Source organism: Rhizobium sp. No.120 (genome assembly GCF_054558365.1).
In genome coordinates this window covers 1081241-1103221 of record NZ_BAAJNQ010000001.1, presented here as the reverse complement: position 1 = coordinate 1103221, position 21981 = coordinate 1081241, and the positions used below count along the sequence as shown (strand labels likewise).

The window sequence follows — 21981 nt, the reverse complement described above, 5'->3', positions numbered from 1 at the left end:
ACGGCGATGTCCAGTCACAGCATGCTCGATCCCTGGGCGTAATGATGCGTCATGAGCGATTGATCTGCAAGTTGTCGTAGCCTCTGGCTTTGTAGAGCACGGTCGAAACCAGCCAGCTCAGCAGGAAGATGCCGACGACGGCAAAGCCGAAATTGGCAAGGTTGTCGTTGAGTTCGCCGACAAAGCTCCAGAAGCTGCCTTCGAGGCCGAGTTTGTCGGCGATGAGCCCCAGCGCCTCAATACCGCCGATGAAGACGGCGACGACGACCGAAGCCGCGGTGATGGTTAGGTTGTACCAGAGCTTGCGCACGGGTTTCACGAATGCCCAGCCATAGGCGCCCGTCATCAGCGTACTGTCCAGCGTATCCATTAGCGACATGCCGGCTGTGAACAGCGCCGGGAAGACGAGGATGGTCCAGAAGGACATGCCCTGCGCGGCTTGAGCAGCCGAAATGCCGAGAAGCCCGATCTCCGTTGCGGTATCGAAGCCGAGGCCGAAAAGGAAGCCGATCGGATACATATGCCAGGAACGGGTCACGACCTTGAACATGGGACGGAAGATGCGCGCCAGAAAGCCGCCGCCGGCGAGCAGCGTGTCGAGATCTTCTTCCGCGATCCGCTCACCCCTCTGCGCCCTTCTGAAGGCGGACCAGACACCTCTGAGGACGAAGAGATTGGCAATGCCGATCAGCAGCAGAAAGACCGCCGAAACCGTCGTACCGATGGCGCCGCCGATATCGTGGAAGGAACCGAGCTGGCTCTGCATGGCGGCAGCCGTTGCGGCAATCAGGATCGAGGCGATCACAACGATCGAGGAATGACCGAGCGAGAAGAAAAAGCCGACGGCATAGGGCTGTTTCTTTTCCTGAATGAGCTTGCGCACGACGTTGTCGATGGCGGCGATGTGATCGGCATCGAAGGCGTGGCGTAGGCCAAACATATAGGCAAGAAGCGCAATGCCAAGCAAAGACGGGCGGTCTGCAAAGGCCACCCAGGCCCAAGCCCACGCGACAATATTGAAGGCGATCAGCAGTAGGAAGGTAATGGCGATCTTCGCCCTCGGCTTCTCAGCGCGATCATCAAATGGATTGAGAATCATACTTTTGTTCCCATTATGCTTACTCGCACAATGTCACGGAAACGAAAGCAGCGCGACAGTCAAATGACGTAAATGCCGAAGTTTTTCGCAGTGTCGCAAAAATGGGCAAGCCCGTATAGCGGCTCTGCCCCTTGCGCTCAGTCCTTCTGGAACGGATACCCCTCATCGGCCCAGCCGGTGATGCCACCGATCATGACCTTTACCCGCTTGCCGAGCGTGCCCAGGCGCCAGGCCGCCTTGTCGGTGCCGTTGCAATGCGGCCCGGCGCAATAGACGACGAATAGCGTACCCTCAGGCCATTCCGCCATCTTCCTCGCGGTCATTTTGCCATGCGGCAGGTTGATCGCACCCGGGATATGCTTCTCCTGGAACAGGGCCGGGCCGCGCACATCGAGCAGGACGAAGTCGACATTGCCCGACTTCATGGATTGGTGGACGTCGGAGCAATCGGTTTCGAAGCCAAGTCTCCTGGCATAGTGCTCAGCGACGAGACTAGGGTCTGCGGTGGGGATTTCACTGACTAGCGACATGGAGCGCTCCTTCTTTGCTTCGGTGCATTCATGCCTGAGCGATCCCATGGTTGAAATTGGCCGAAATGCCATATAGCGTCGAAATCATGCCAAACTCAGATCACCCCAATCTCCGCGGCCCCCATGTCGTCACCCTCGTCTATGATGGGCTGTGCACGTTCGAATTCGGCGTCGCCTATGAAATCTTCGGCCTGTCGCGCCCGGAAATGGGCGAGGATTGGTATCGCTTTTCCGCCTGCGCGATCGAGGATGGCCCGCTGCGGGCGGCAGGCGGCCTCACGGTGCAGGTCGATCATGGCCTCGAGGTTATTGCCGATGCCGATCTGATCGTCGTACCCGGTTGGCGCGGCATAGGAACGGCTGTCCCTGCCCCGCTGATTGCCGAACTGCAGGCGGCGAGCCGCCGCGGCGTTCGCATCATGTCGCTGTGCTCCGGCGTCGCGGTCCTCGCCGCCGCGGGATTGCTCGCCGGCCGCAAGGCGACCACACATTGGCGCTATGTCGATTCCATTGCCGCGCGCTATCCGGATATAACAATCGACGCAGATGTTCTTTATGTCGATGAAGACAAGGTGCTGACCGCCGCCGGCAGTGCCGCCGCCATCGATCTGTGCCTGTATGTCGTGCGCCGGGACTTCGGACCGGATATCGCCAACAGTGTCGCTCGTCGCCTGGTGGTTCCGCCCCATCGCGAAGGAGGCCAGGCCCAATATATCGAAACGCCAGTTCTAAGGCAGCGCGAGGGAGCGCGTTTAGGCCCGCTGCTTGAATGGATGCGCGAGCGTTTGCAGGAAGAGCAGTCCATCTCAGCACTTGCCGCGCGGGCGGGTATGAGTGTACGGACTTTTCAACGTCGTTTCGAGGCGACCACCGGCATGGCGCCAGGAGAATGGCTGCTCAACGAGCGGCTGCGGCGCGCCCGCGATCTGCTTGAAAAGCAAACCGTCATTTCATTGGACGATGTGGCCGTGGCGAGCGGATTTGGATCGCTCGCCACCATGCGCCATCATTTTCGGGAGAGGCTTGCGGTCAGCCCGAGCGACTACCGCAAGCGATTTGCTATTCCTAAACCAGCCGGCTCTGTTCCGTCGCCGCTTCGATGAAGCTCGAGAACAGTGGATGCGGTTCCAGCGGACGGGACTTCAGTTCCGGATGATACTGGACGCCGATGAACCACGGATGATCCGCATATTCGATCGTCTCAGGCAGAACACCGTCCGGTGACATCCCGGAGAAGGTCAAGCCGCATTCTTCCAGCCTGTCCTTGTAGTCGACATTGACCTCATAGCGGTGGCGATGGCGCTCCGAAATATCGGTAGAGCCGTAGATCTCGGAAATCTTCGTGCCCTTTTTCAGCGCCGCCTTGTAGGCGCCGAGACGCATCGTGCCGCCGAGATCGCCGGATGCGGTGCGCTTCTGCAGCTCGTTGCCCTTGAGCCATTCGGTCATCAGGCCAACGACAGGCTCTTTGGTCGGGCCGAACTCGGTCGACGAGGCATGCTCGACACCGGCCAGATTGCGGGCCGCTTCGATGACGGCCATCTGCATGCCGAAGCAGATGCCGAAATAAGGCACCTTGCGTTCACGCGCGAAACGGGCTGCCAGGATCTTGCCCTCCGAACCGCGCTCGCCAAAACCGCCAGGCACGAGAATGCCATGAACCTTTTCGAGATACGGCGCCGGATCTTCCTTTTCGAAGACCTCGGACTCGATCCATTCCAGCTTGACCTTAACCCGATTGGCGATGCCGCCGTGATGCAGTGCCTCGATAAGCGACTTATACGCATCCTTCAGGCCGGTATATTTGCCGACGATGGCAATCGTCACCTCGCCTTCCGGCGTGCGGATGCGATTGCAGACCTCTTCCCACTGTTCGAGACGCGGCTTCGGGGCCGGCTCGATACCGAAGGCGGCCAGCACTTCATTGTCGAGGCCTTCCTTATGGTAGGCCATCGGCACGTCGTAGATATTCGCGACATCGAGCGCCTGAATGACGGCAGATTCCCGCACGTTGCAGAACAGCGAAAGCTTACGACGTTCGGCTTCGGGAATTTCACGATCAGCACGAACCAGCAGAATGTCAGGATGAATGCCGAGCGCCTGCAGTTCCTTGACCGAATGCTGCGTCGGCTTGGTCTTCAGCTCGCCGGCAGCGGGGATATAGGGCATCAGCGTCAGATGAACGTAAACAGCCGTACCGCGCGGCAGATCGTTGCCGAGCTGGCGGATCGCTTCCATGAAGGGCATGGCTTCGATATCGCCGACCGTGCCGCCGATCTCGCAGATGACGAAATCATAGTCGTCATTGCCTTCGGTCACGAAATCCTTGATCTCGTTGGTAACGTGCGGAATGACCTGAACGGTCGCGCCGAGATAGTCACCGCGGCGTTCCTTGTCGATGATGTTCTTGTAGATGCGACCGGTGGTGATGTTGTCGGTCTTGGTGGCCGAGCGGCCGGTGAAGCGCTCGTAGTGGCCGAGATCGAGGTCGGTTTCCGCACCGTCGTCGGTGACGAAGACCTCGCCGTGCTGGGTCGGGCTCATAGTGCCCGGATCCACGTTCAGATAGGGGTCGAGTTTGCGCAGGCGGACTCGATAACCACGAGCCTGCAACAACGCTCCGAGAGCCGCAGCCGCAATTCCTTTTCCGAGGGAAGAAACCACGCCGCCAGTGATGAATACATATCGCGCCATGGGAGTCACCGGATACCTTTTCACAAATGATTCCGCTAGCCCTAAAATTCGTTTCCGGAATTTTGGCTACAGAACGCGGAATATGGACAAAACAAAACCGGCAGATCCGAGGACCTGCCGGGGATGATCTTCGAAGACCGGACTTACTTACCGGTCGGGACGCCGCCGTTATCGGCTGGCGCGGGAGTGGTCGTCGCCGGCGCAGTCTGCTGACCCGTAGCGGCCGGAGCCTGCTGGGCAGGAGCTGCCTGATTCGTCGTGGCAGGTGTGGTAGCCTGCGACTGCGGAGCGACAGCACCGCTGTTCGGAACACCGCTATTGTCGGCGGGCTTCGGCTGGGTGGTTGCCGGAGCAGCACCCTTCTGGCCGCCGAGCGAATCGAGGATACCGTTACCCTGGCCGGCCGTGCTCGGAATGCGGTTGAGAATGTCGGTCGGGCGAGCCTCGAAGCGGGACAGCACGTTCATGCCGAGCGCAAGTGCGAAAAACAGCGTGGCCAGAATGGCCGTGGTCCGCGTCAGCGCATTGGCCGTACCGCGCGCAGACATGAAGCCCGAGCCGCCGCCGATGCCAAGGCCGCCACCTTCGGAGCGCTGAATCAGCACCACGCCGATAAGGGCGACGACAACCATGAGATAGATGACAAGCAGTACGGTTTGCATAGATCCAGTCCTGCCCGGTGCGGGCATCAAAAATAAAAGCTCGCGGCTCTTTACATGAGGCTCTCGCCTATTCCAAGCCCTTTTAAGGCTGGAACTCCGGGCAAGTGGTTGCTTCAGGCGAACTGCCGTTCGAATGCGGCATAAATGGCAAGGAAGTCGACCGCTTTCAAGCTCTGCCCGCCGACAAGCACGCCATTGACATGCGGGATATCCAGAAGGCTGCGCGCGTTCGCGCCGCTGACGGATCCGCCGTAAAGAATTCGCATGTTCGCGCCTTCCTTGCCAAATCGTTCGATTAGCTCTGCGCGCATGAAGGCATGGGCTTCCTCGACGTCTTCGCTTGTGGGAACCACGCCGGTGCCAATTGCCCAGACAGGCTCATAGGCAATCACGGTGGTTGCCGCGGTCGAACCGTCGGGAACAGAGCCGATCAACTCCCGCTTCAAAACGTCGAGCGTCTGGCCGCTATTGCGCTCATAAGCGGTCTCGCCGATGCAAATGATGGCGATCAGCCCGGCATCGTGGGCGGCCTGTGCCTTAGCACGCACCAGCATATCGCTTTCGGCGTGATTTCTACGGCGCTCGGAATGGCCGACGATGACATGGGTACCGAAGCAGTCGGCAATCATTTCGGCCGAAATATCGCCCGTATGGGCGCCGCTGACCTGCTGATGGCAATCCTGAGCGCCGATGGCGAGCGGGCTGTCATCGCAAAGCGCCGTCGCCACATAGAGCAACGTCGCTGGGGGGCAGAGTAGCGTGTCGATCTTCTCAGACAGCGGCGTCTTGACGCCATCCGCGATTGCCTTGATCTGATCCAGGCTCGCACGCGTGCCGTTCATCTTCCAGTTTCCGGCCAAAAGCGGCCGTATCGTCTTCGTCATTCCGATTTCTCCCCCTATTTCATTCACCGGCCTAACAAAAAGGCGGAGCAAAGGAAAGTTAGAGAACGCGGCCGAAACCGTTCAAATCGTTTGAAAAAATGCTTATCCGGAAAATAAATCGAATTGTGGGATGTGTTTCACGACGCCTGGGGGTCGACGAGCCAGTTTAGCACCTTTCGCCAATCGGTCATGCGTACCGGCGTTCCGTGATTGCCGGTTTCGAAAAGCGTGAAGCGTGTCGGATAATGCGCTTTGTAGAGTTTTTCGAACAGCGCCTGCTGATCTATCGCAGCATAGACCGGGTCCTTGCTGCCATGCGTGAACCAGAGCGGCAGCTTTGCCTTGTAAAAAGCGCTCTTCGTGAAATCCGGGTCGGTGACCCCGCTCAGGATCGCCATGCCCTTCAGTCGCTTGACGCTTTCGGTATCGCGCGTAATGCCCCAGCAGATGAAGCTACCCATGGAAGCGCAGGTGAGGATGACGGGCTTGCCGGCGGATTGCTGGTAGGAATAGCGGATGAGCGCCGCGATATCGGCGACGCCGTTGCTGTCGAAACCTTTGACGCTCGGGGCATAATAGGTACCGCCGTTTTTGTAGGCTAGGTTCTTCAGCCGATTGAAATTGCCGCCGAACGTATAGTCGTTGGAACCAAGCCGACGGTCGCCGCCGCGGCCGTGAATGAAGATGACGGTAAAGGCCTGTTTCGATGCAGGACCTATACGGGTAACATCGACCTTACGGTTGCCGATATCAAGCGTTTCGTCCTCCTGCGCCTTCCATCGGACGCCGGTATCGACATAGGCAGGCTTGACGCGCTTTTCCGGAATCTGGTCGCGGCCGTTGATATCCCGCATTTCCTGATAATCGATTGTCTGGAACGCACCGTTGTCGTGGCTTTCGATGACCGTCTGGTTGGAAAACAGCTCGTCCTTGAACGGCTTGAGCATCTCGGCCGAGGCTCCACTGACGCTCTTCAGAAGCAAAATGCCCGCGATTGCGGACAGAACGGGCAAATGAGCTGTGGACATTGGCATGCGGATACTTCCTCCGATCGGCCATCGGGCTTGCCATTCTTCACCCGGCAACGCAAATCTCTTTATAAAGCGGCTCCGTTACGGGGCGCCATCGCTCTTGTGCGCCGTTTCTGGCAGAATCACGGTGATTCGCGAATACCGGCGACAAATGCGATAATAAAGGGGTCTGGCCCCACCAGAACAAATCTGAGCAGCTTGAAATTCTATGGACAATAGCAACGATCTCTTCTCCGGACTCCCCCGTTCCCCGAAGCCGGAGGCAGCGGAAAAGCCGGCCGTAAAGACAGAAAAGCCGGCTCCTGCGCCCGCACAGCGCGCGGCGCCGACGACCCAGTCGTCGGAGGAATATGGCGCGAGTTCCATCCGAGTTCTCGAGGGGCTCGAGCCCGTCCGCATGCGTCCCGGCATGTATATCGGCGGCACGGACGAGAAAGCGCTGCACCACCTTTTCGCCGAAGTGATCGACAACTCGATGGACGAGGCTGTGGCCGGCCACGCCAATTTCATCGAAGTCTATCTCGATCGCGAGGGGTATCTGACCGTCACCGATAACGGCCGCGGCATTCCCGTGGAAAACCATCCGCAGGTGCCCGGTAAATCGACGCTCGAAGTCATCATGACAAAGCTGCATGCCGGCGGCAAATTCGACGGCAAGGCCTACGAGACCTCGGGCGGTCTGCACGGCGTCGGTGTGTCGGTCGTCAACGCGCTGTCGGATGACCTGGAAGTCGAAGTTGCCCGCAACCGCAAACTCTATCGCCAGCGCTTCTCGCGCGGCCTGCCGGTCGGCGGCCTGGAAGAACTGGGCGATGTGCATAACCGGCGCGGCACCCGCGTCCGCTTCCACCCCGATCCGCAGATTTTCGGCGATCATGCCCGCTTCGATCCGGCCCGCGTCTTCCGCATGGCTCGTTCCAAGGCTTATCTGTTCGGCGGCGTCGAAATCCGCTGGAGCTGCGATCCAGAGCTGGCGCCCGAGGGGGGCGATGTTCCGGAAAAAGCGGTCTTTCATTTTCCCGGCGGCTTGAAGGATTACCTCAAGGCGACGATGGGCAATGAGTTCACGGTTACCCGCGAAATCTTTGCCGGCAAGTCGGAGAAGGAAAGCGGCCACGGCTCGCTCGAATGGGCGATAACCTGGTATGGCGGCGACCCGCAGATCCATTCCTATTGCAATACGATTCCGACCCCGGAAGGCGGCACGCATGAGGCGGGCCTCCGCATCGCGTTGACGAAGGGCCTGAAGAGCTACGCCGATCTCACCCAAAACAAGCGTGCGGCCAATATCACGACGGACGACGTGATGATTTCGGGCGTCGGCATGTTGTCGATCTTCATCCGCGAGCCCGAATTCGTCGGCCAGACTAAGGACAAGCTCGCAACGGTCGAAGCCCAGCGCATCGTCGAAAACGCACTGCGCGATCCCTTCGACCACTATCTTGCTGACAATCCTGCCGAAGCCGAAAAGCTGCTGGAATGGGTGATCGAGCGCTCCGAGGAGCGCTTGCGTCGCCGCAAGGAAAAGGAAGTCAACCGCAAGACGGCCGTGCGCAAGCTGCGCCTGCCGGGCAAGTTGGCGGATTGCTCGCAGAGTGCTGCCGAAGGCGCCGAACTCTTCCTCGTGGAGGGCGATTCGGCAGGCGGTTCGGCCAAGCAGGCACGAAACCGCACCAACCAGGCGATCTTGCCGCTGCGCGGCAAGATTCTCAACGTCGCAAGCGCCGGCCGCGAAAAGCTTTCAGCAAACCAGCAGATTGCCGACCTCGTGCAGGCGCTCGGTTGCGGCACGCGCACCAAATATCGCGAGGAAGATCTTCGCTATCAGCGCATCGTCGTCATGACCGATGCCGACGTTGACGGCGCTCACATTGCTTCGCTGCTGATCACCTTCTTCTATCAGGAGATGCCTGAGCTGATCCGCCAAGGCCATCTCTTCCTGGCCGTCCCGCCGCTCTACAAGATCACGCAGGGCTCGAAATCCATCTATGCCCGCGACGACGCCCACCGGCAGGAGCTGATGGCAACGGAATTCAAGGGCAAAGGCAAGGTCGAGATCAGCCGCTTCAAAGGTCTGGGCGAAATGCTGCCGGCTCAGCTCAAGGAAACGACGATGGACCCGGCCAAGCGCACACTGCTGCGGGTCGAGATAGACGAAGTGGATTTCGAAGGCACCCGCGACGCCGTCGACAATCTTATGGGCACCAAGGCCGACGCCCGTTTCCGCTTCATTCAGGAGCGCGCTGCCTTTGCCGAGGATCTCGATATTTGACGGCAAGCCGACTGCGAACGGATTTGCTGATCCTGCTCACCAATAACGGTTTCAATCCAAGGTAAACTCAGTCTTTTGCGTTCAAGATGGCTTGTGGCCTTAATTACGGCGTGCGGGTAGTCGTGCTATTGTCATGACGGCTGAATAAGAAGCCGAAATCCGTTGCTCTTGAAACGGCCTAGATCATACCCCATAACCGGATGATCTAGTAAATTGGGGCGAAGTAAGACCGGTGGGTGTATTTGAACGTCATAAGCCGAGGGAGCATCGGTGGCTGGGACCAAGCGCGCATGCGCGCATGCCTTTGATCCCTTCTATTTCTGCGGCCCGCTGGTTGCTGATTCTGATTGCCATTGCCGGCATCTATTTCTTTTACGGCTTTCTTGTTCCTGTTCTGGCCGCCGCGGTAATTGGTTTTGCCACTTGGCCGCTCTACAGCGATATCGTGCGGCGAACCGGCGGGAATACGACAGTTGCCGCCACCATCGCCATCGCATTCATCGTGACCTTTCTGGTTCTGCCGATCGTCCTTTCCGCTCTTTATATGGCCGGAGAAGTGCGCGATTGGTTCGGCTGGGCAATCCATGTAAATCGCGAGGGCGCGCCACCGCCGCAATGGATTTTGGCGTTGCCGGTGGTCGGTTCCTGGCTCGGAGAGCAATGGACGCAATATGTCGGCAGCCCCGGCTCGCTCGGTGAACTGGCGCAACTCGTAAGCGGCGCCCATATCGGTAATATCTACAGAGCTGTGCTCGCAGCCGGCGGCGGCGCTTTTCACGTTGTACTGACCTTGCTCTTCATGCTGATCGCGCTGTTCTTCATCTATCGCGATGGCTCGACCTTCGTTCGTCAGGTCGATCTGCTCGGCGAACGTATCCTTCCCAATCGCTGGGAACGGATTTCTCGCGTCGTACCGGCGACGATTAGTTCTACGGTCATGGGCATGACGCTGATCGCCATCGGTGAAGGCATCGTTCTCGGCGTGGCCTATTGGATTGCCGGCGCTCCTTCGGCCATCACGCTCGGCGTTCTGACAGGTGTCATGGCGCTTGTCCCCGGCGGCGCGCCGCTCTCGATGTCGCTCGTCTCGATCTATCTCGTGGCCAGCGGCTCGCTTTGGGCCGGTGTTGGCCTCTTCCTCTGGGGTACGATCGAGCTTTTCATTGTCGACAAGACGCTTCGTCCCAAGCTTGTCGGCGGCCCGATCAAGCTGCCCTTCCTTCCAACGTTTTTCGGCTTAGTGGGCGGCGTGAAGACCATGGGCTTCCTAGGGCTCTTCATCGGCCCGGTGCTAATGGCCATCATCGTTGCCATCTGGCGCGAATGGATTCGCGAAGCCGAATTGACCGAGGAGCAGCAAGCGCAGGAGCCAGAACTGCAATTGCATGTTAGGGACGTTACCGAGGGCTGATTGCTCCGCTGGTTTATTTCAGGCGTTTTTCCATGAACAGGCTCAACGGATCCGGCTGATAGCTGCCGAAAGCCGGAATTTCGACATAGCCGAATTTCCGGTAGAGACCGATTGCTTCCGGCTGATATATGCCGGTTTCCAGCCGCACCGCAGAAAGACCTTTTTCGAGCGCTGCCGCTTCGAGCGTTTCCATGAGCCCGCGTGCGACCCTTTGCCCCCTGGCGGCAGGATCGACGAACATGCGCTTGATCTCCGCCGTGCCGTCACCGGCTTCAACCAGCGCGCAACATCCGACGATCGCGCTCTCTACCCTGGCAACCCAGAAGGTCACCTCGACCTTCTCCAGCGAAGACAGATCGAGCATGTGATTGCTCTCCGCCGGATAGAGCGATTCCGCATAGGCATTCGACATGTCTAGGAGGCGAACAATACCCTCCTGACGGGGGGATTCGATAGCAATCGTCAGCGACAAGATGAACCTCGGAACTTAGAGCATGTTGCGCAAAGGTGTGCAGCGGTGTTGCGACAACGACATGCGCAGAATCAAAGACCTAAAGCATGGAAAGCGAATCTGAGAGATCGCGACGCGCTTTAGAACGTTCGCTGGATATCACGCGGCGGCGAGCGTCGCCAGTGCGGCAAAGCTGCGGGCAGTCTGCCGCTTCTCGGCATTGGCAAGCTTCTCGACCATGTCGAGCAACTGCGTTGCAGCGGCGGCGGCTGGCTCTGCAAACCGAAACTTGCGTATCAATCGCGAAGAAACGTCTTCCAGCATCGCGCTGCCGTTCTTGCGGGAGGATTCGCGCCAGATCATCGTTGCCTCGACGAAGATCGTGCTGATATCCCGAGGCAGTCCGGCGCTTTCATAAAGCGCTCGTAAGGCAAGAACGCGTCCTCTGGAAACGATCGAGCGCACGCGCCGTTCGTCGCATCCCGAAAGATTGGTGATTGCGCAGGCAAAGAAATCGACCTTGCCGGAACAAAGCGCATGCATCAGGAACGCCGGCGTCAGCCAGCCGCTCCGCCTCAGATGCTCGACCAGATCAGGCAATTGCTCGTGCTGAGCCGTTCCTGCGATCGTGACAGTTGCGGATTCAGACGCTTCACGCGTAACCTGCTGCAGCCTGGCAAAGTCGATAAAACCCTGGACGAGAGGTGATTCCGAAAGCGCGTTGCTGACGTGGCGCATCAGCAGGTGCCTGATATCCGAGGACAAAATGTCTCGTGAAAGAAGCAGCCCGCGTATGTCGGCACAGTCACCCATGCGCTCGGCGATGCGCTTGAGCGAGGCCTGCGAAAGCAAGGCACCGTCATTTTCGAGCAGACAAAGAATTTCGACCTCGCCGCCGATCTCGGCAAGTGCAGCGCAGACCGCACGTGGCACCTCGCCCCGCGACGCGATCAGCACCCGCGTCACGTCGCTGCCCCGCAATACGAGATCGACGAGGTCGGCATCGGTGAACACGGGCGAAAACAGGATGATCTGCCCGGCGATTTCAGGCTGATCCTCGGCTAAACACAGAATGACGTTCCGCGGGGCACCGGCCGAATGCGCGACCGCCTCTGCAAGTGCCAGCCGCACGCGGGGAGATGGATCGTCGAGCAGATAGGTCATCGCCATCTCGGCGGCTGCGCGCTCTTCCTTCGGCATCTCCGATTGCAGATAGGCCCTGCCGAGCGCATTGGCCGCCCGGGTTCTGCTTTCAGCCTTGGCGGTTTCAGCCCAACGAAGGAATGCTTCTATAATCACGTAGCGCCCCGATATCAACGAGGCGATTCTTGCCCCGCATATTCCTGGGCTTCACCTTATCTGGCAAAGGTTTACGGGACGTTTACCTTGCTTGTTAACCTTTTTGCGATCGGCATGAGTAGCGCCGCTCAGGGCGCCTTTGGCCTCATCATCTCGAACACGTCACTGCCCTCGCTATAATCCATGTAGCCCATGCGGGCGACTGGACGCGCCAACGCCATGTCGAGCCGGCCATCACGAATAATGGTCTCATCGATATGGATACCGACGACCTGGCCGATGACCATGATATTTTCCGACACGTCGCCATTGAGACCTTTGGGCTGAAGGATTTCGGTTACCCGGCATTCGAGCACGGCAAAGGCCTCTGCAACATAGGGCGCATCGATCAGCTCACCAGGCTTTGCGGTCAGTCCTGCAAGTTCGAATTCGTTGACGCCATAGGGAACGGCAACGGAAGAATGGTTCATCTTCTCCACGATATGGCGACTGACGAGATTGGCGGTAAAGGCACCAGTCTCCTCTACATTGCGCACGCTGTCCTTTCGACCGGCGGAAGAAAACATCACCAGCTTCGGCCGATCGCTGACGGCATTGAAAAAGGAATAGGGAGAGAGGTTCAGTGAACCGTCCCTTCCCTTGCTGCCGATCCAGCCGATTGGCCGCGGCGCGACGATCGCCTTGAAAGGATCATGCGCTAGACCGTGGCGATTGGTGTCTGTCGTATAGAACATCACGCGTCCTCGCCGCCGATCCAAGTTACGGTTTCCGATAGCTCCGGACGCGGGCGTTCGACCGGCGGGAAGCTTGTCGAACCGATATGGATGAAGCCGGCCACCTTCTCGCCCGGCTTCACGCCAAGCAGCGGATAGGCGCGCTCGTCGAAGGCGAACCACTCGGTCAGCCAATTGGAAACCCAGCCATGCGCGTTGGCCGCGATCAGCAGGTTCATGCAAAGCGCACCTGCCGACATCAATTGCTCCCATTCCGGGATCTTGAAATGCGGCGCCGCTTTGCTGACAACTGCGATGACGACCGGGGCACGGGTGAAGCGGGTGCGCTCCACCTGGATCATTTCGTCCGAAAGGTCAGGCTTGGCTTCCAGCGCAAGTTTCAGCAACTCCTCACCGATACGGGCACGTTCCCCACCGCGATAGACAATGAAGCGCCAGGGTGCGAGCTTGCCGTGATCCGGCACACGCGAGGCCAACCGGAGAATCTCCTCGATTTCAGCCTTGTCCGGCCCCGGTTCCGACATTTGAAACGCAGGGATAGATCGGCGCATCGCTAGATAATCGACCAGCTTGATATCGGTTTTCATTAAGGAACTGCCTTCATTTTGGCTTGGGGTATGATGAGGTCTTGAATTTGCCACCGCATTGGTTTTGAAGTGGCGTGTGTTTTATCGGAAGTCAATCGGTTGGGTATCCATGTCAAGCATTTCATCCGCTCGCCGATTGAGCGCGACTTTGGCAATGCTTGCCAGCCTGAGCACCACCGTCTCGGCGCAGGATGCCTTCAAGGAATTCAAGCAGCTCGACGGTAGCGTCAAGATGCCGAAGCTCAATGCCTTCGTGGCACCGAATGGTGAGAATTCAGCCGCGCGGACATTGCGCGACGTTTCCCTTGAAGCCAAGCTCACGCCCCAAAGCGCTCCGCAGCAGCAAGGCCTCGCCTGGTACGTCTTCAGTCCGATAGCGGGAGCCGACGGCAAGCTGCCGCTGGTCGCCAGTTCGCGTGGAGGCTCTGCCTCTTTTCACCTTTTGCCCGGCGATTACTTCGTCAACGTCTCCTTCGGCCGCGCCGGCGTCACCAAGCGGCTGAGCGTGCCTGAAAACGGCGACACCCAGAAGCAGACGATGGTTCTCGATGCAGGCGGCATGGTCCTAAATGCCGTATCCGGGCCTGATGTCCGTATCCCTCCGAATGAGCTGAGCTTCTCGATCTATTCGAGCGAGACCAAGGAAGATGGCGAACGCGGCCTCGTCATGGACGACGTCAAGCCGAACACGCTGGTCGGCCTCAGCGCCGGCACCTATCACGTCGTCTCCGAATATGGCGAGGTGAATGCCGTCATTCGCGCGGATATCCAGGTGGAAGCCGGCAAAGTTACGGAAGCGACCATTCAGCACAGGGCGGCAAAGATCACCTTCAAGCTGGTTTCGGATGCCGGCGGTGAGGCTATCGCCGATACCGCCTGGTCGATCCTGACAGCAGCGGGCGATATTGTTGGCGAAAGCGTCAGTGCGTTCCCGACCATGGTGCTTGCGGAAGGCCGCTACACGGCCGTTGCCCGCAATAAGGATAAGATCTATCAGCGCGACTTTTCCGTCGCCGCCGGCATGAATACGGATGTGGAAGTGCTGATGAAGCAGCAGCAGCCGCAGGATGCCGATACTGAACGGTCGGCCCGACAGCTGCCGATCCAGATGCCGCCAATGCGCCAGAGCCAGACGCCGCCGGCCACGACCAACCAACAGCCGCTGCCCACCTATGAGCAATTGGCGCCTGCCGCCGGCGGCGATGACGGCGATAGCATGGATTGACAGCGGAGACCCGCGTTTGGTCGCTAACTCGAACTATGCAGACAGTCACCACTCGGCGACAAAATCTCGATATTCATCCAGCCTTGCGCCGCAGCACCTTTCTGGGCGGCGCCATCGAAAAGACCGCGCCGTAAAGCTTCGTCAGCAGATCCTTGCGGTCGCTGCCTTCGCTCAACGCCTCCCAGCTCCTCGGAGCACCGATATGTGCCGTTATAGTGCTGCCGGAGAGACGCCGGAATTCGCGGATCAGCAGCGAGATGCGCAGGGTCATCGAGATGCGGCTTGCTAAATGGAATAGCCGACCGTTCTGCCCCTCGAAATAGATCGGAATGACGCTGGCGCGCGCCGCCTGAATGAGTTTTGCCGGGAATATTTTCCAGGGAAGATCTTCTGCCCGGCCGAAACCCTTCTTCGCGGTTGCGACGCCGCCGGCGGGAAAAACGATTATGGTCGTGCCTTCCTTGAGCAGGCGAACGGCCTCGTGCCGAGTCTTCATGTTGATCGCCATCGCTTCCTTGGTTTCCTCGAACGAAACCGGTAGCGAGTAGTCGTGCATCTCAGGCACTTTCAACAATTCGTTGTTGATCAGGACTTTGAAAGGGCGCCCGAGTTGCTCGGCAAGCGCCAGCACCGCGATCCCGTCGCCGATGCCATAGGGATGGTTGGCGACGATGACGATCGGCGCCTCCGGAATCTGGTTCGGCGGCCACTCTCCCTTGATGAGCAGCCGCACGTCGATAAGATCGAGCATCTTGCCGAAGACCCGCTCGCTCTTGCCAACGATATCGGTGCGCCAGATATCGTAGAGCCGGGCGTAACGGTCCCGGCCGGAAAGACCTTCGATGGAGCGGATGAACCAGCGCTTGATCCGCGTGTCCCGTTCGTTGGCGTAGGATAATTCTTTGAATTCCAAGTGCGCGACGGGGCTGCCCCGCTCCTATGGTTCTCAGTTGCGTCACATGCTGCGGCCGCAGCAACGCGTTGATTCAATAACTATATGAAAGCCGTATGTCAGTTCTCTGACGGCACCCTGAAGGTGCCGTCAGATGTAGGAGCGTCAAGCGGCCTTGACGCGTCGTGCTTCGCGCTTGCGCAGAATGTCCGGCGGCGTTGCTTCGAGAGCAAGCGATGCGATGGCATCGTCGAGCGACATGGACGTCTGCGATTGGCTGCCGAGGCGACGGATATTGACCGAGCGTTCCTCGGCTTCCTTCTTGCCGCAGACGATAATGACAGGAACCTTTGTCACCGAATGCTCGCGGATCTTGTAGTTGATCTTCTCGTTGCGGAAGTCGGTCTCGACGTCGAGGCCGGCATCGCGCAACGCTTCCGCCACCTCTTCGCCATACGCATCGGCTTCGGACGTGATCGTCGCGACGACGACCTGCAGCGGCGAGACCCAGAGCGGCATATGGCCGGCAAAGTTCTCGATCAGAATGCCGAGGAAGCGCTCCATCGAGCCACAGATGGCACGATGGATCATGACCGGCTGTGTCTTTTCGGAGTGCTGGTCGATGTAAAACGCACCGAAACGCTCAGGCAGGTTGAAATCGACTTGCGTCGTACCGCACTGCCATTCACGGCCGATGGCGTCCTTGAGCGTATATTCGAACTTCGGACCATAGAAAGCGCCTTCACCCGGCAGAATGCCGGTCTTGATGCGCCCTTCAGACTGCGCCTCGATCGTCTTCAGCACATCCATCATCACGCTTTCGGCGCGATCCCAGAGTTCGTCCGAACCGACGCGCTTTTCCGGGCGGGTCGAGAGCTTGACGACGATCTCCTTGAAGCCGAAGTCCTCATAAACCGAGAGAATGAGATCATTGATCTTCAGGCACTCGGCAGCCATCTGCTCGTCAGTGCAGAAGATGTGCGCATCGTCCTGCGTAAAGCCGCGCACGCGCATCAGACCATGCAACGCGCCCGAGGGCTCGTAGCGATGGACTGCGCCGAATTCCGCAAGGCGTATCGGCAGTTCGCGGTAAGATTTCAAGCCATGCTTGAAGATCTGGATATGGCCTGGGCAGTTCATGGGCTTCAGCGCGAAGACGCGATCGTCGTCGGTATCGTCGCCTGCGACGGTCACCTTGAACATGTTGTCGCGGTACCAGCCCCAGTGACCCGAGGTCTCCCAAAGCGACTTGTCGAGCACCTGCGGCGCGTTGACTTCCTGATAGTCGCCCTGCAGCCGTCGGCGCATATAGGACACGAGTGTCTGGAACATGCGCCAGCCCTTGCCATGCCAGAAGACGACGCCGGGGCCTTCTTCCTGGAAATGGAACAGGTCCATTTCGCGGCCAAGACGGCGATGGTCGCGCTTTTCGGCTTCGGCGAGAATGTGCAGATAGTTGTCGAGATCCGCCTGTTCGGCAAACGCCGTGCCGTAGATGCGGGTCAGCATCGGGTTGTTGCTGTCCCCACGCCAATACGCGCCGGCAACCTTCATCAGCTTGAAGGCGCTGCCGATTTGGCCAGTCGAGGCCATGTGCGGGCCGCGGCAGAGATCGAACCAGTCGCCCTGGTAATAGATCTTCAGATCCTGACCTTCGGGGATCGCGTCGACCAGTTCCACCTTGTAGTTTTCGCCCTTCGCGGCAAAGACTTCCCTCGCCTTCTCGCGCGACCAGATCTCTTTGGTGAACGGCTTGTTGCGCTGGATGATCTCGCGCATCCGCTTCTCGATGACCGGGAGGTCATCGGGCGTGAAAGGCTCGTTCTTGGCGAAATCGTAGTAAAAGCCGTTTTCGATGACCGGACCGATCGTCACCTGGGTTCCCGGCCAAAGCTCCTGAACGGCTTCGGCGAGAACGTGTGCGGTGTCGTGGCGGATCAGTTCCAGCGCACGGTCGTCGCTACGGGTAATGATCTCGATCTTGCCATCGACGATCGGATCGGAAAGGTCGCGGACCGTGCCGTCGAGCGCAATGGCGACAGCCTTCTTGGCAAGCGACTTGGAAATGGATTCAGCGACATCGCGACCGGTCGTGCCCGCAGCGAAGCTGCGCACGGAACCATCGGGAAATGTCAGGGAAACGGATTGGGACATCGATATTCTCCTTGTCCAGTCCCGCCAACGAATGCGGGTGGTTTCGAAAGATACGGACTAAATAAATACTTACTTATGTCCGCGCGCCTGATAGCGGTATTTCGCATTCTAGTAAAGGAAAAGCGGCGCTAGCCGCGGATCATCTCGGCCAAACCGCGCACGGTGTTCCAGTTTCGCATCGTTCCGATGCCGAGCCGCTTTGTCGTCAAAGCCGGGAGCATTTTCGTCTCGCTGGCTTTGAGGCCAAAATCGATCCAGAGATCGCCGTTGACAACGGCCATACGCTCATCTCGCCTGTATCTCGCGAGCATATCAAGAACGTCCGGTTCGAGCGGCTGGCGCATCACCCGGACGATGACCTCGCTGGGGATCCCGTCGAGGAAAGGATTGCCCTCGGCAAGTTTCAGCCATCCGTCGGCATCACGCGCGATGACGTCGACATGCTTGCCGAAAGCCGCGGCAAAACCCGCTTCGAGTCGTGCCTCGATCGACGCAATCGGTTGCGTCTCGGCTTCGAAAACGAGATTGCCGGTCGAGACAAGCGTTCGGGCATTGCGAAAGCCCAAACTCTGCGCCATGGCCTTGAGATCGGCCATAACAACTCTACGGCCCGCGTCGAGGCCAATGCTGTAGAGCAGTGCGACATAGACCACCATGCGGGTCAGGCAGCCTTTTGCCCAAGGCGGAAGTAGCGCCAGGGCGTCCACCAATGATAACGGCGCTCCAGCTCGTCGGGCACTGGATCGAGCCCGCTTGTGCCTCCCGGCCCGCAACGCCCCACCCGAAACAGCGTCATCCAGCCGCCAGCCCAAAGTCCGTGGCGGGCGACTGCCTCATAGCCATATTCCGAGCATGTCGGGATATGGCGGCAGGAATTGCCGATGAATCCCGAAAGCGTCAGTTGATAGAGGCGAATGAAGCCCATTCCGAAAAGCCGATCCGGAGTTTTGCGAAAGGGGCCGGAATAATTGCGCGACTTGACCGGCTTGTCGCCGGACGGTGATACGTGAGGTCGCGCAGACCTTGAAGGAGCGGCGCCGCCCTCACCTTCATCGTCATCCTGCATGAGACAGAATTGGCACATCGCACGAAGCCCCTATCAAACAGCTTCTGCAGCCTTGGCGATACCGCCCGCCCGCGCCGTTTCGATCTGGCCGATCGCATCCACGACGGCATCGAATGTCAGCATGGTCGAAGCATGACGAGCCTTGTAGTCCCTGACCGGCTTCAGATAACGCATGTCCTCGAAACGGCCGTCCGGTCCCTCCCCGTCTGCCTTGAGCATGGCAAGCATGTCTTCACGAGCCTTGCGCACCTCATCGGCGGTAGCACCGACAACATGGCGGGCCATGATCGACGACGATGCCTGACCGAGCGCACAGGCCTTGACGTCATGGGCAAAATCGGTCACCACATCGCCGTCCATTTTCAGCCAGATTTTGACGCGAGAACCGCACAGTCTGGAATGGGCCTGGGCACTGGCATCGGCGTCGGGAAGGCTGCCGATGCGGCCGATATTACCGGCAAACTCCAGGATTTTGCTGTTGTAGATGTCGTCCATCACAGAATTCGCTCCGATGCACCTGTTTTGCGTTTCGTAACAAAAAACACAGCGTGTCCGTTTAGGACACTTTCACAGGGACAATGCCATACTATATGTATGTCGTTCGAAGACCATCGAAATGCAATGGTCTTCTGTAAGTTTGATGGGAAACCGTGCAGGACGGCAGGCTTGTCCGCCAGCCAGAACGCCCCGGAGCCCGCCAAAGGTACACAATCTCCGTACCTCGGGGAATGCCAGTGGCGAGTCCGACAAGATGATATCCGCTTGGCGGATCAGGAGAACCACAGGTAATGGACGCCATTGTAAAGAACTTTCCGCAATCCGTTGATTCCGAACGTCCATCGCAGAAGGAAGCCGAGGACGCAGTTCGCGTTCTGCTTCGCTGGGCCGGTGATGACCCGCAGCGCGAGGGCCTGCTAGACACGCCTGCGCGTGTTGCCAAGGCGTACCGCGAGCTTTTCGCCGGATACGACATGAATCCCGAAGACGTGCTCGGCCGGACCTTTGAAGAGGTTTCGGGCTACGACGACATCGTCCTCGTGCGCGATATTCCGTTTTTCTCCCATTGCGAACACCATATGGTGCCGATCATCGGCAAGGCGCATGTCGCCTATCTGCCGAACGGCCGCGTGCTTGGCCTCTCAAAGATCGCCCGCGTCGTTGAAATCTTCGGTCGTCGCCTGCAGACGCAGGAAGCCATGACGGCGCAGATCGCCAATGCGATCGATGATACGCTGCGTCCGCGCGGCGTCGCGGTCATGATCGACGCCGAGCATATGTGCATGGCCATGCGTGGCGTGCAAAAGCAGGGTTCCTCGACGCTGACGATGACCTTCACGGGTGCTTTCAAGGCCGATCCGGCGGAGCAGGCCCGCTTTATGTCTTTGGTCCGGGGTCGCTGACCGGGCTTCAACGAAAGAGCCGGAAATGAATCTGATTTTCAACGCGCCTTCCGAAGATAAATCCGAACTCGAGGATGCCGGCGATTTCACCCCTCGTTTCGACGATCGCGGTCTGATCACGGCGATCGTGACCGATGCGCATGATGGCGAGTTGCTGATGGTCGCGCATATGAATGCCGAGGCGCTCGCCCTGACGATCAAGACGGGCACGGCGCATTATTTCAGCCGCTCGCGCGGAAAGATCTGGAAAAAGGGAGAAACCTCCGGAAATCTGCAATCGGTGAAGGAGATCCGCACGGATTGCGATCAGGACGCAATCTGGCTGAAAGTGGAGGTGGCCGGACATGACGCGACATGCCATACTGGCCGTCGTTCCTGCTTCTACCGAACGGTTGCACTTGAAGATGGTAAGCCCGTACTGAGCGTGGTCGACGATCACCTGCATTTCAATCCGAAAGAAGTTTACAAGCAGTAGACCTATCGGGGATGGTGTTTCAATCAGCCACAACCAGTATACGATTTGGAAACGAAAAAGGGACAGTATTTTAGCCGAGGCGCACGGAGCCTCGGAGGAGGCGTTAAATGCTGAATTGGGGCTTGAATCGTCTTAACGGCGGACAGAACTTGACCGGTTCAAGCCCTTCACAGGATACCTCCAATCCGCTTCTCCCTCCGGCTCCCCCCAGGAAAGTCAAGATTGCTTTGGCGCTCGGCGGTGGTGCTGCGCGCGGCTGGGCCCATATCGGCGTTTTGCGCGCGCTCGACGAGGCAGGCATTGAAGTTGGCATGATCGCCGGCACATCGATCGGCGCCCTGGTGGGCGGCTGCTATCTCGCCGGAAAGCTCGATGAACTCGAAGCCTTTGCCCGTTCGCTGACGATGCGACGCATCGCCAGTCTTCTCGATCTGACCATAGGCGGTAGCGGCCTGTTCGGCGGTATGCGGTTGACCAAGCGAATGCAGGAGCACCTGGAAGGCTTTTCCATCGAGGATCTGGACCGCCCGTTTGTCGCTGTCGCATCGGAATTGAATACCGGGCATGAGGTCTGGATTGCCAACGGCTCTCTCATCACGGCGCTGCGGGCTTCTTATGCCTTGCCCGGCATTTTCGAGCCGGTGAGAAGCAATGGCCGTACTTTGGTCGATGGCGCTCTCGTCAATCCCGTTCCGGTTTCTGTATGCCGTTCGTATGAACAACCGCTCGTAGCGGCGGTCAATCTGAATTATGACCTTTTCGGTCGCTCGGCTGTCGTTAAACACAATGTGGGGCCGCCTAATGGAGATTTATTGCGGCGTGAAGAAGCGCCGCCCATGAAACTCGGCATGACCGGCGTCATGGTACAGGCTTTCAACATCATCCAGGATAGGATTGCTCGCGCCCGTTTGGCCGGAGATCCACCGGATCTTGCAATGCATCCCCGCCTTAGCGATATCGGCCTGTCAGAATTCCATCGCGCCGGCGAAGCAATCGAACGCGGCTATGAGGAGGCTTTGACGAGATTGCCGGAAATCCGCCGCATGCAGGAAACATACGCGCGCTAGGGTGTCATCGCAATCGACCCGCCGGGTCGATTGCTTCGAGAACACCGA

At 58.8% G+C, this 21981-nt stretch carries 22 protein-coding genes; 7 read left to right on the top strand and 15 right to left on the bottom strand.

Annotated elements, in window-relative coordinates; all coding sequences use genetic code 11:
- Positions 1-49 precede the first annotated feature (49 nt).
- Both ACYJRZ_RS05495 and ACYJRZ_RS05490 read right to left on the bottom strand, forming a co-directional pair.
- The gene (locus ACYJRZ_RS05495; protein ID WP_459456808.1) at positions 50-1099 is read right to left on the bottom strand and encodes a HoxN/HupN/NixA family nickel/cobalt transporter; all 1050 of its coding nucleotides are present in this window, start codon (positions 1097-1099) and stop codon (positions 50-52) included.
- 137 nt (positions 1100-1236) lie between these two features.
- A complete protein-coding gene (locus tag ACYJRZ_RS05490; protein ID WP_459456806.1) occupies positions 1237-1629 on the bottom strand; it encodes a rhodanese-like domain-containing protein in 393 nt (130 codons plus the stop codon).
- 65 nt (positions 1630-1694) lie between these two features.
- Between ACYJRZ_RS05490 and ftrA the strand changes: the two genes are divergently transcribed.
- Positions 1695-2732, top strand: coding sequence for a transcriptional regulator FtrA (gene ftrA, locus ACYJRZ_RS05485; RefSeq protein WP_459456804.1), 1038 nt, complete (start codon positions 1695-1697; stop codon positions 2730-2732).
- Here the strand turns inward: ftrA and ACYJRZ_RS05480 are convergent.
- From ACYJRZ_RS05480 to ACYJRZ_RS05465, 4 genes are all read right to left on the bottom strand, one after another.
- Complete coding sequence (locus ACYJRZ_RS05480; protein WP_162746325.1) at positions 2695-4323, bottom strand: CTP synthase; 1629 nt, start codon at positions 4321-4323, stop codon at positions 2695-2697. The genes ftrA and ACYJRZ_RS05480 overlap by 38 nt on opposite strands.
- Positions 4324-4466: 143 nt before the next feature.
- Complete coding sequence (gene secG, locus ACYJRZ_RS05475) at positions 4467-4985, bottom strand: preprotein translocase subunit SecG (RefSeq protein ID WP_459456801.1); 519 nt, start codon at positions 4983-4985, stop codon at positions 4467-4469.
- Between the two features lie 113 nt (positions 4986-5098).
- A complete protein-coding gene (gene tpiA / locus ACYJRZ_RS05470) occupies positions 5099-5869 on the bottom strand; it encodes a triose-phosphate isomerase (RefSeq protein WP_459456799.1) in 771 nt (256 codons plus the stop codon).
- 137 nt (positions 5870-6006) lie between these two features.
- Positions 6007-6903, bottom strand: coding sequence for an alpha/beta hydrolase (locus ACYJRZ_RS05465; RefSeq protein ID WP_459456797.1), 897 nt, complete (start codon positions 6901-6903; stop codon positions 6007-6009).
- 205 nt (positions 6904-7108) lie between these two features.
- On the opposite strand from ACYJRZ_RS05465, the gene parE reads away from it, so the two are divergent.
- Both parE and ACYJRZ_RS05455 read left to right on the top strand, forming a co-directional pair.
- Complete coding sequence (gene parE / locus ACYJRZ_RS05460; protein ID WP_459456795.1) at positions 7109-9172, top strand: DNA topoisomerase IV subunit B; 2064 nt, start codon at positions 7109-7111, stop codon at positions 9170-9172.
- A gap of 232 nt (positions 9173-9404) precedes the next feature.
- On the top strand, positions 9405-10583 hold the full coding sequence (locus ACYJRZ_RS05455) for an AI-2E family transporter (protein ID WP_459456793.1): 1179 nt from the start codon (positions 9405-9407) through the stop codon (positions 10581-10583).
- 13 nt (positions 10584-10596) lie between these two features.
- Here ACYJRZ_RS05455 and ACYJRZ_RS05450 read toward each other — a convergent pair whose 3' ends face one another.
- The 4 genes from ACYJRZ_RS05450 to ACYJRZ_RS05435 all read right to left on the bottom strand — a co-directional run bounded on the left by ACYJRZ_RS05450 (position 10597) and on the right by ACYJRZ_RS05435 (position 13654).
- A complete protein-coding gene (locus tag ACYJRZ_RS05450) occupies positions 10597-11055 on the bottom strand; it encodes a GNAT family N-acetyltransferase (protein ID WP_459456791.1) in 459 nt (152 codons plus the stop codon).
- A gap of 138 nt (positions 11056-11193) precedes the next feature.
- Positions 11194-12348 (bottom strand): DUF2336 domain-containing protein, encoded by a 1155-nt coding sequence (locus ACYJRZ_RS05445; RefSeq protein ID WP_459456969.1) that lies wholly within the window; start codon positions 12346-12348, stop codon positions 11194-11196.
- Between the two features lie 113 nt (positions 12349-12461).
- Entirely contained in the window at positions 12462-13067 is a 606-nt protein-coding gene (locus ACYJRZ_RS05440; RefSeq protein ID WP_459456789.1) for a flavin reductase family protein, read from the bottom strand.
- Positions 13067-13654: a nitroreductase family protein gene (locus tag ACYJRZ_RS05435; RefSeq protein ID WP_459456787.1), complete on the bottom strand. Its 588-nt coding sequence runs from the start codon at positions 13652-13654 to the stop codon at positions 13067-13069. The genes ACYJRZ_RS05440 and ACYJRZ_RS05435 overlap by 1 nt, the downstream gene beginning before the upstream one ends.
- A gap of 154 nt (positions 13655-13808) precedes the next feature.
- Here ACYJRZ_RS05435 and ACYJRZ_RS05430 point away from each other — a divergent pair, with 154 nt between their 5' ends.
- Positions 13809-14879: a hypothetical protein gene (locus ACYJRZ_RS05430; RefSeq protein WP_459456967.1), complete on the top strand. Its 1071-nt coding sequence runs from the start codon at positions 13809-13811 to the stop codon at positions 14877-14879.
- Between the two features lie 73 nt (positions 14880-14952).
- On the opposite strand, the gene ACYJRZ_RS05425 is transcribed toward ACYJRZ_RS05430, so the two are convergent.
- The 5 genes from ACYJRZ_RS05425 to ACYJRZ_RS05405 all read right to left on the bottom strand — a co-directional run bounded on the left by ACYJRZ_RS05425 (position 14953) and on the right by ACYJRZ_RS05405 (position 19486).
- Positions 14953-15792 carry a lysophospholipid acyltransferase family protein gene (locus tag ACYJRZ_RS05425; protein WP_459456785.1) on the bottom strand — a complete coding sequence of 280 codons (840 nt, stop codon included), beginning with the start codon at positions 15790-15792 and terminating at the stop codon, positions 14953-14955.
- 144 nt (positions 15793-15936) lie between these two features.
- A complete protein-coding gene (gene thrS, locus ACYJRZ_RS05420) occupies positions 15937-17925 on the bottom strand; it encodes a threonine--tRNA ligase (protein ID WP_459456783.1) in 1989 nt (662 codons plus the stop codon).
- Positions 17926-18053: 128 nt separating this feature from the next.
- Positions 18054-18581, bottom strand: coding sequence for a DUF1697 domain-containing protein (locus tag ACYJRZ_RS05415; protein WP_459456965.1), 528 nt, complete (start codon positions 18579-18581; stop codon positions 18054-18056).
- Between the two features lie 5 nt (positions 18582-18586).
- Positions 18587-19009, bottom strand: coding sequence for a membrane protein insertion efficiency factor YidD (yidD, locus tag ACYJRZ_RS05410; RefSeq protein ID WP_459456781.1), 423 nt, complete (start codon positions 19007-19009; stop codon positions 18587-18589).
- 15 nt (positions 19010-19024) lie between these two features.
- Positions 19025-19486, bottom strand: coding sequence for an iron-sulfur cluster assembly scaffold protein (locus ACYJRZ_RS05405; protein ID WP_459456779.1), 462 nt, complete (start codon positions 19484-19486; stop codon positions 19025-19027).
- Positions 19487-19779: 293 nt separating this feature from the next.
- Here ACYJRZ_RS05405 and folE point away from each other — a divergent pair, with 293 nt between their 5' ends.
- From folE to ACYJRZ_RS05390, 3 genes are all read left to right on the top strand, one after another.
- Positions 19780-20391 (top strand): GTP cyclohydrolase I FolE, encoded by a 612-nt coding sequence (gene folE / locus ACYJRZ_RS05400; protein ID WP_112338981.1) that lies wholly within the window; start codon positions 19780-19782, stop codon positions 20389-20391.
- Between the two features lie 25 nt (positions 20392-20416).
- Positions 20417-20866 carry a phosphoribosyl-AMP cyclohydrolase gene (hisI, locus tag ACYJRZ_RS05395; RefSeq protein WP_459456776.1) on the top strand — a complete coding sequence of 150 codons (450 nt, stop codon included), beginning with the start codon at positions 20417-20419 and terminating at the stop codon, positions 20864-20866.
- 107 nt (positions 20867-20973) lie between these two features.
- The gene (locus tag ACYJRZ_RS05390) at positions 20974-21933 is read left to right on the top strand and encodes a patatin-like phospholipase family protein (RefSeq protein WP_459456774.1); all 960 of its coding nucleotides are present in this window, start codon (positions 20974-20976) and stop codon (positions 21931-21933) included.
- The last annotated feature ends 48 nt before the right edge of the window (positions 21934-21981 follow it).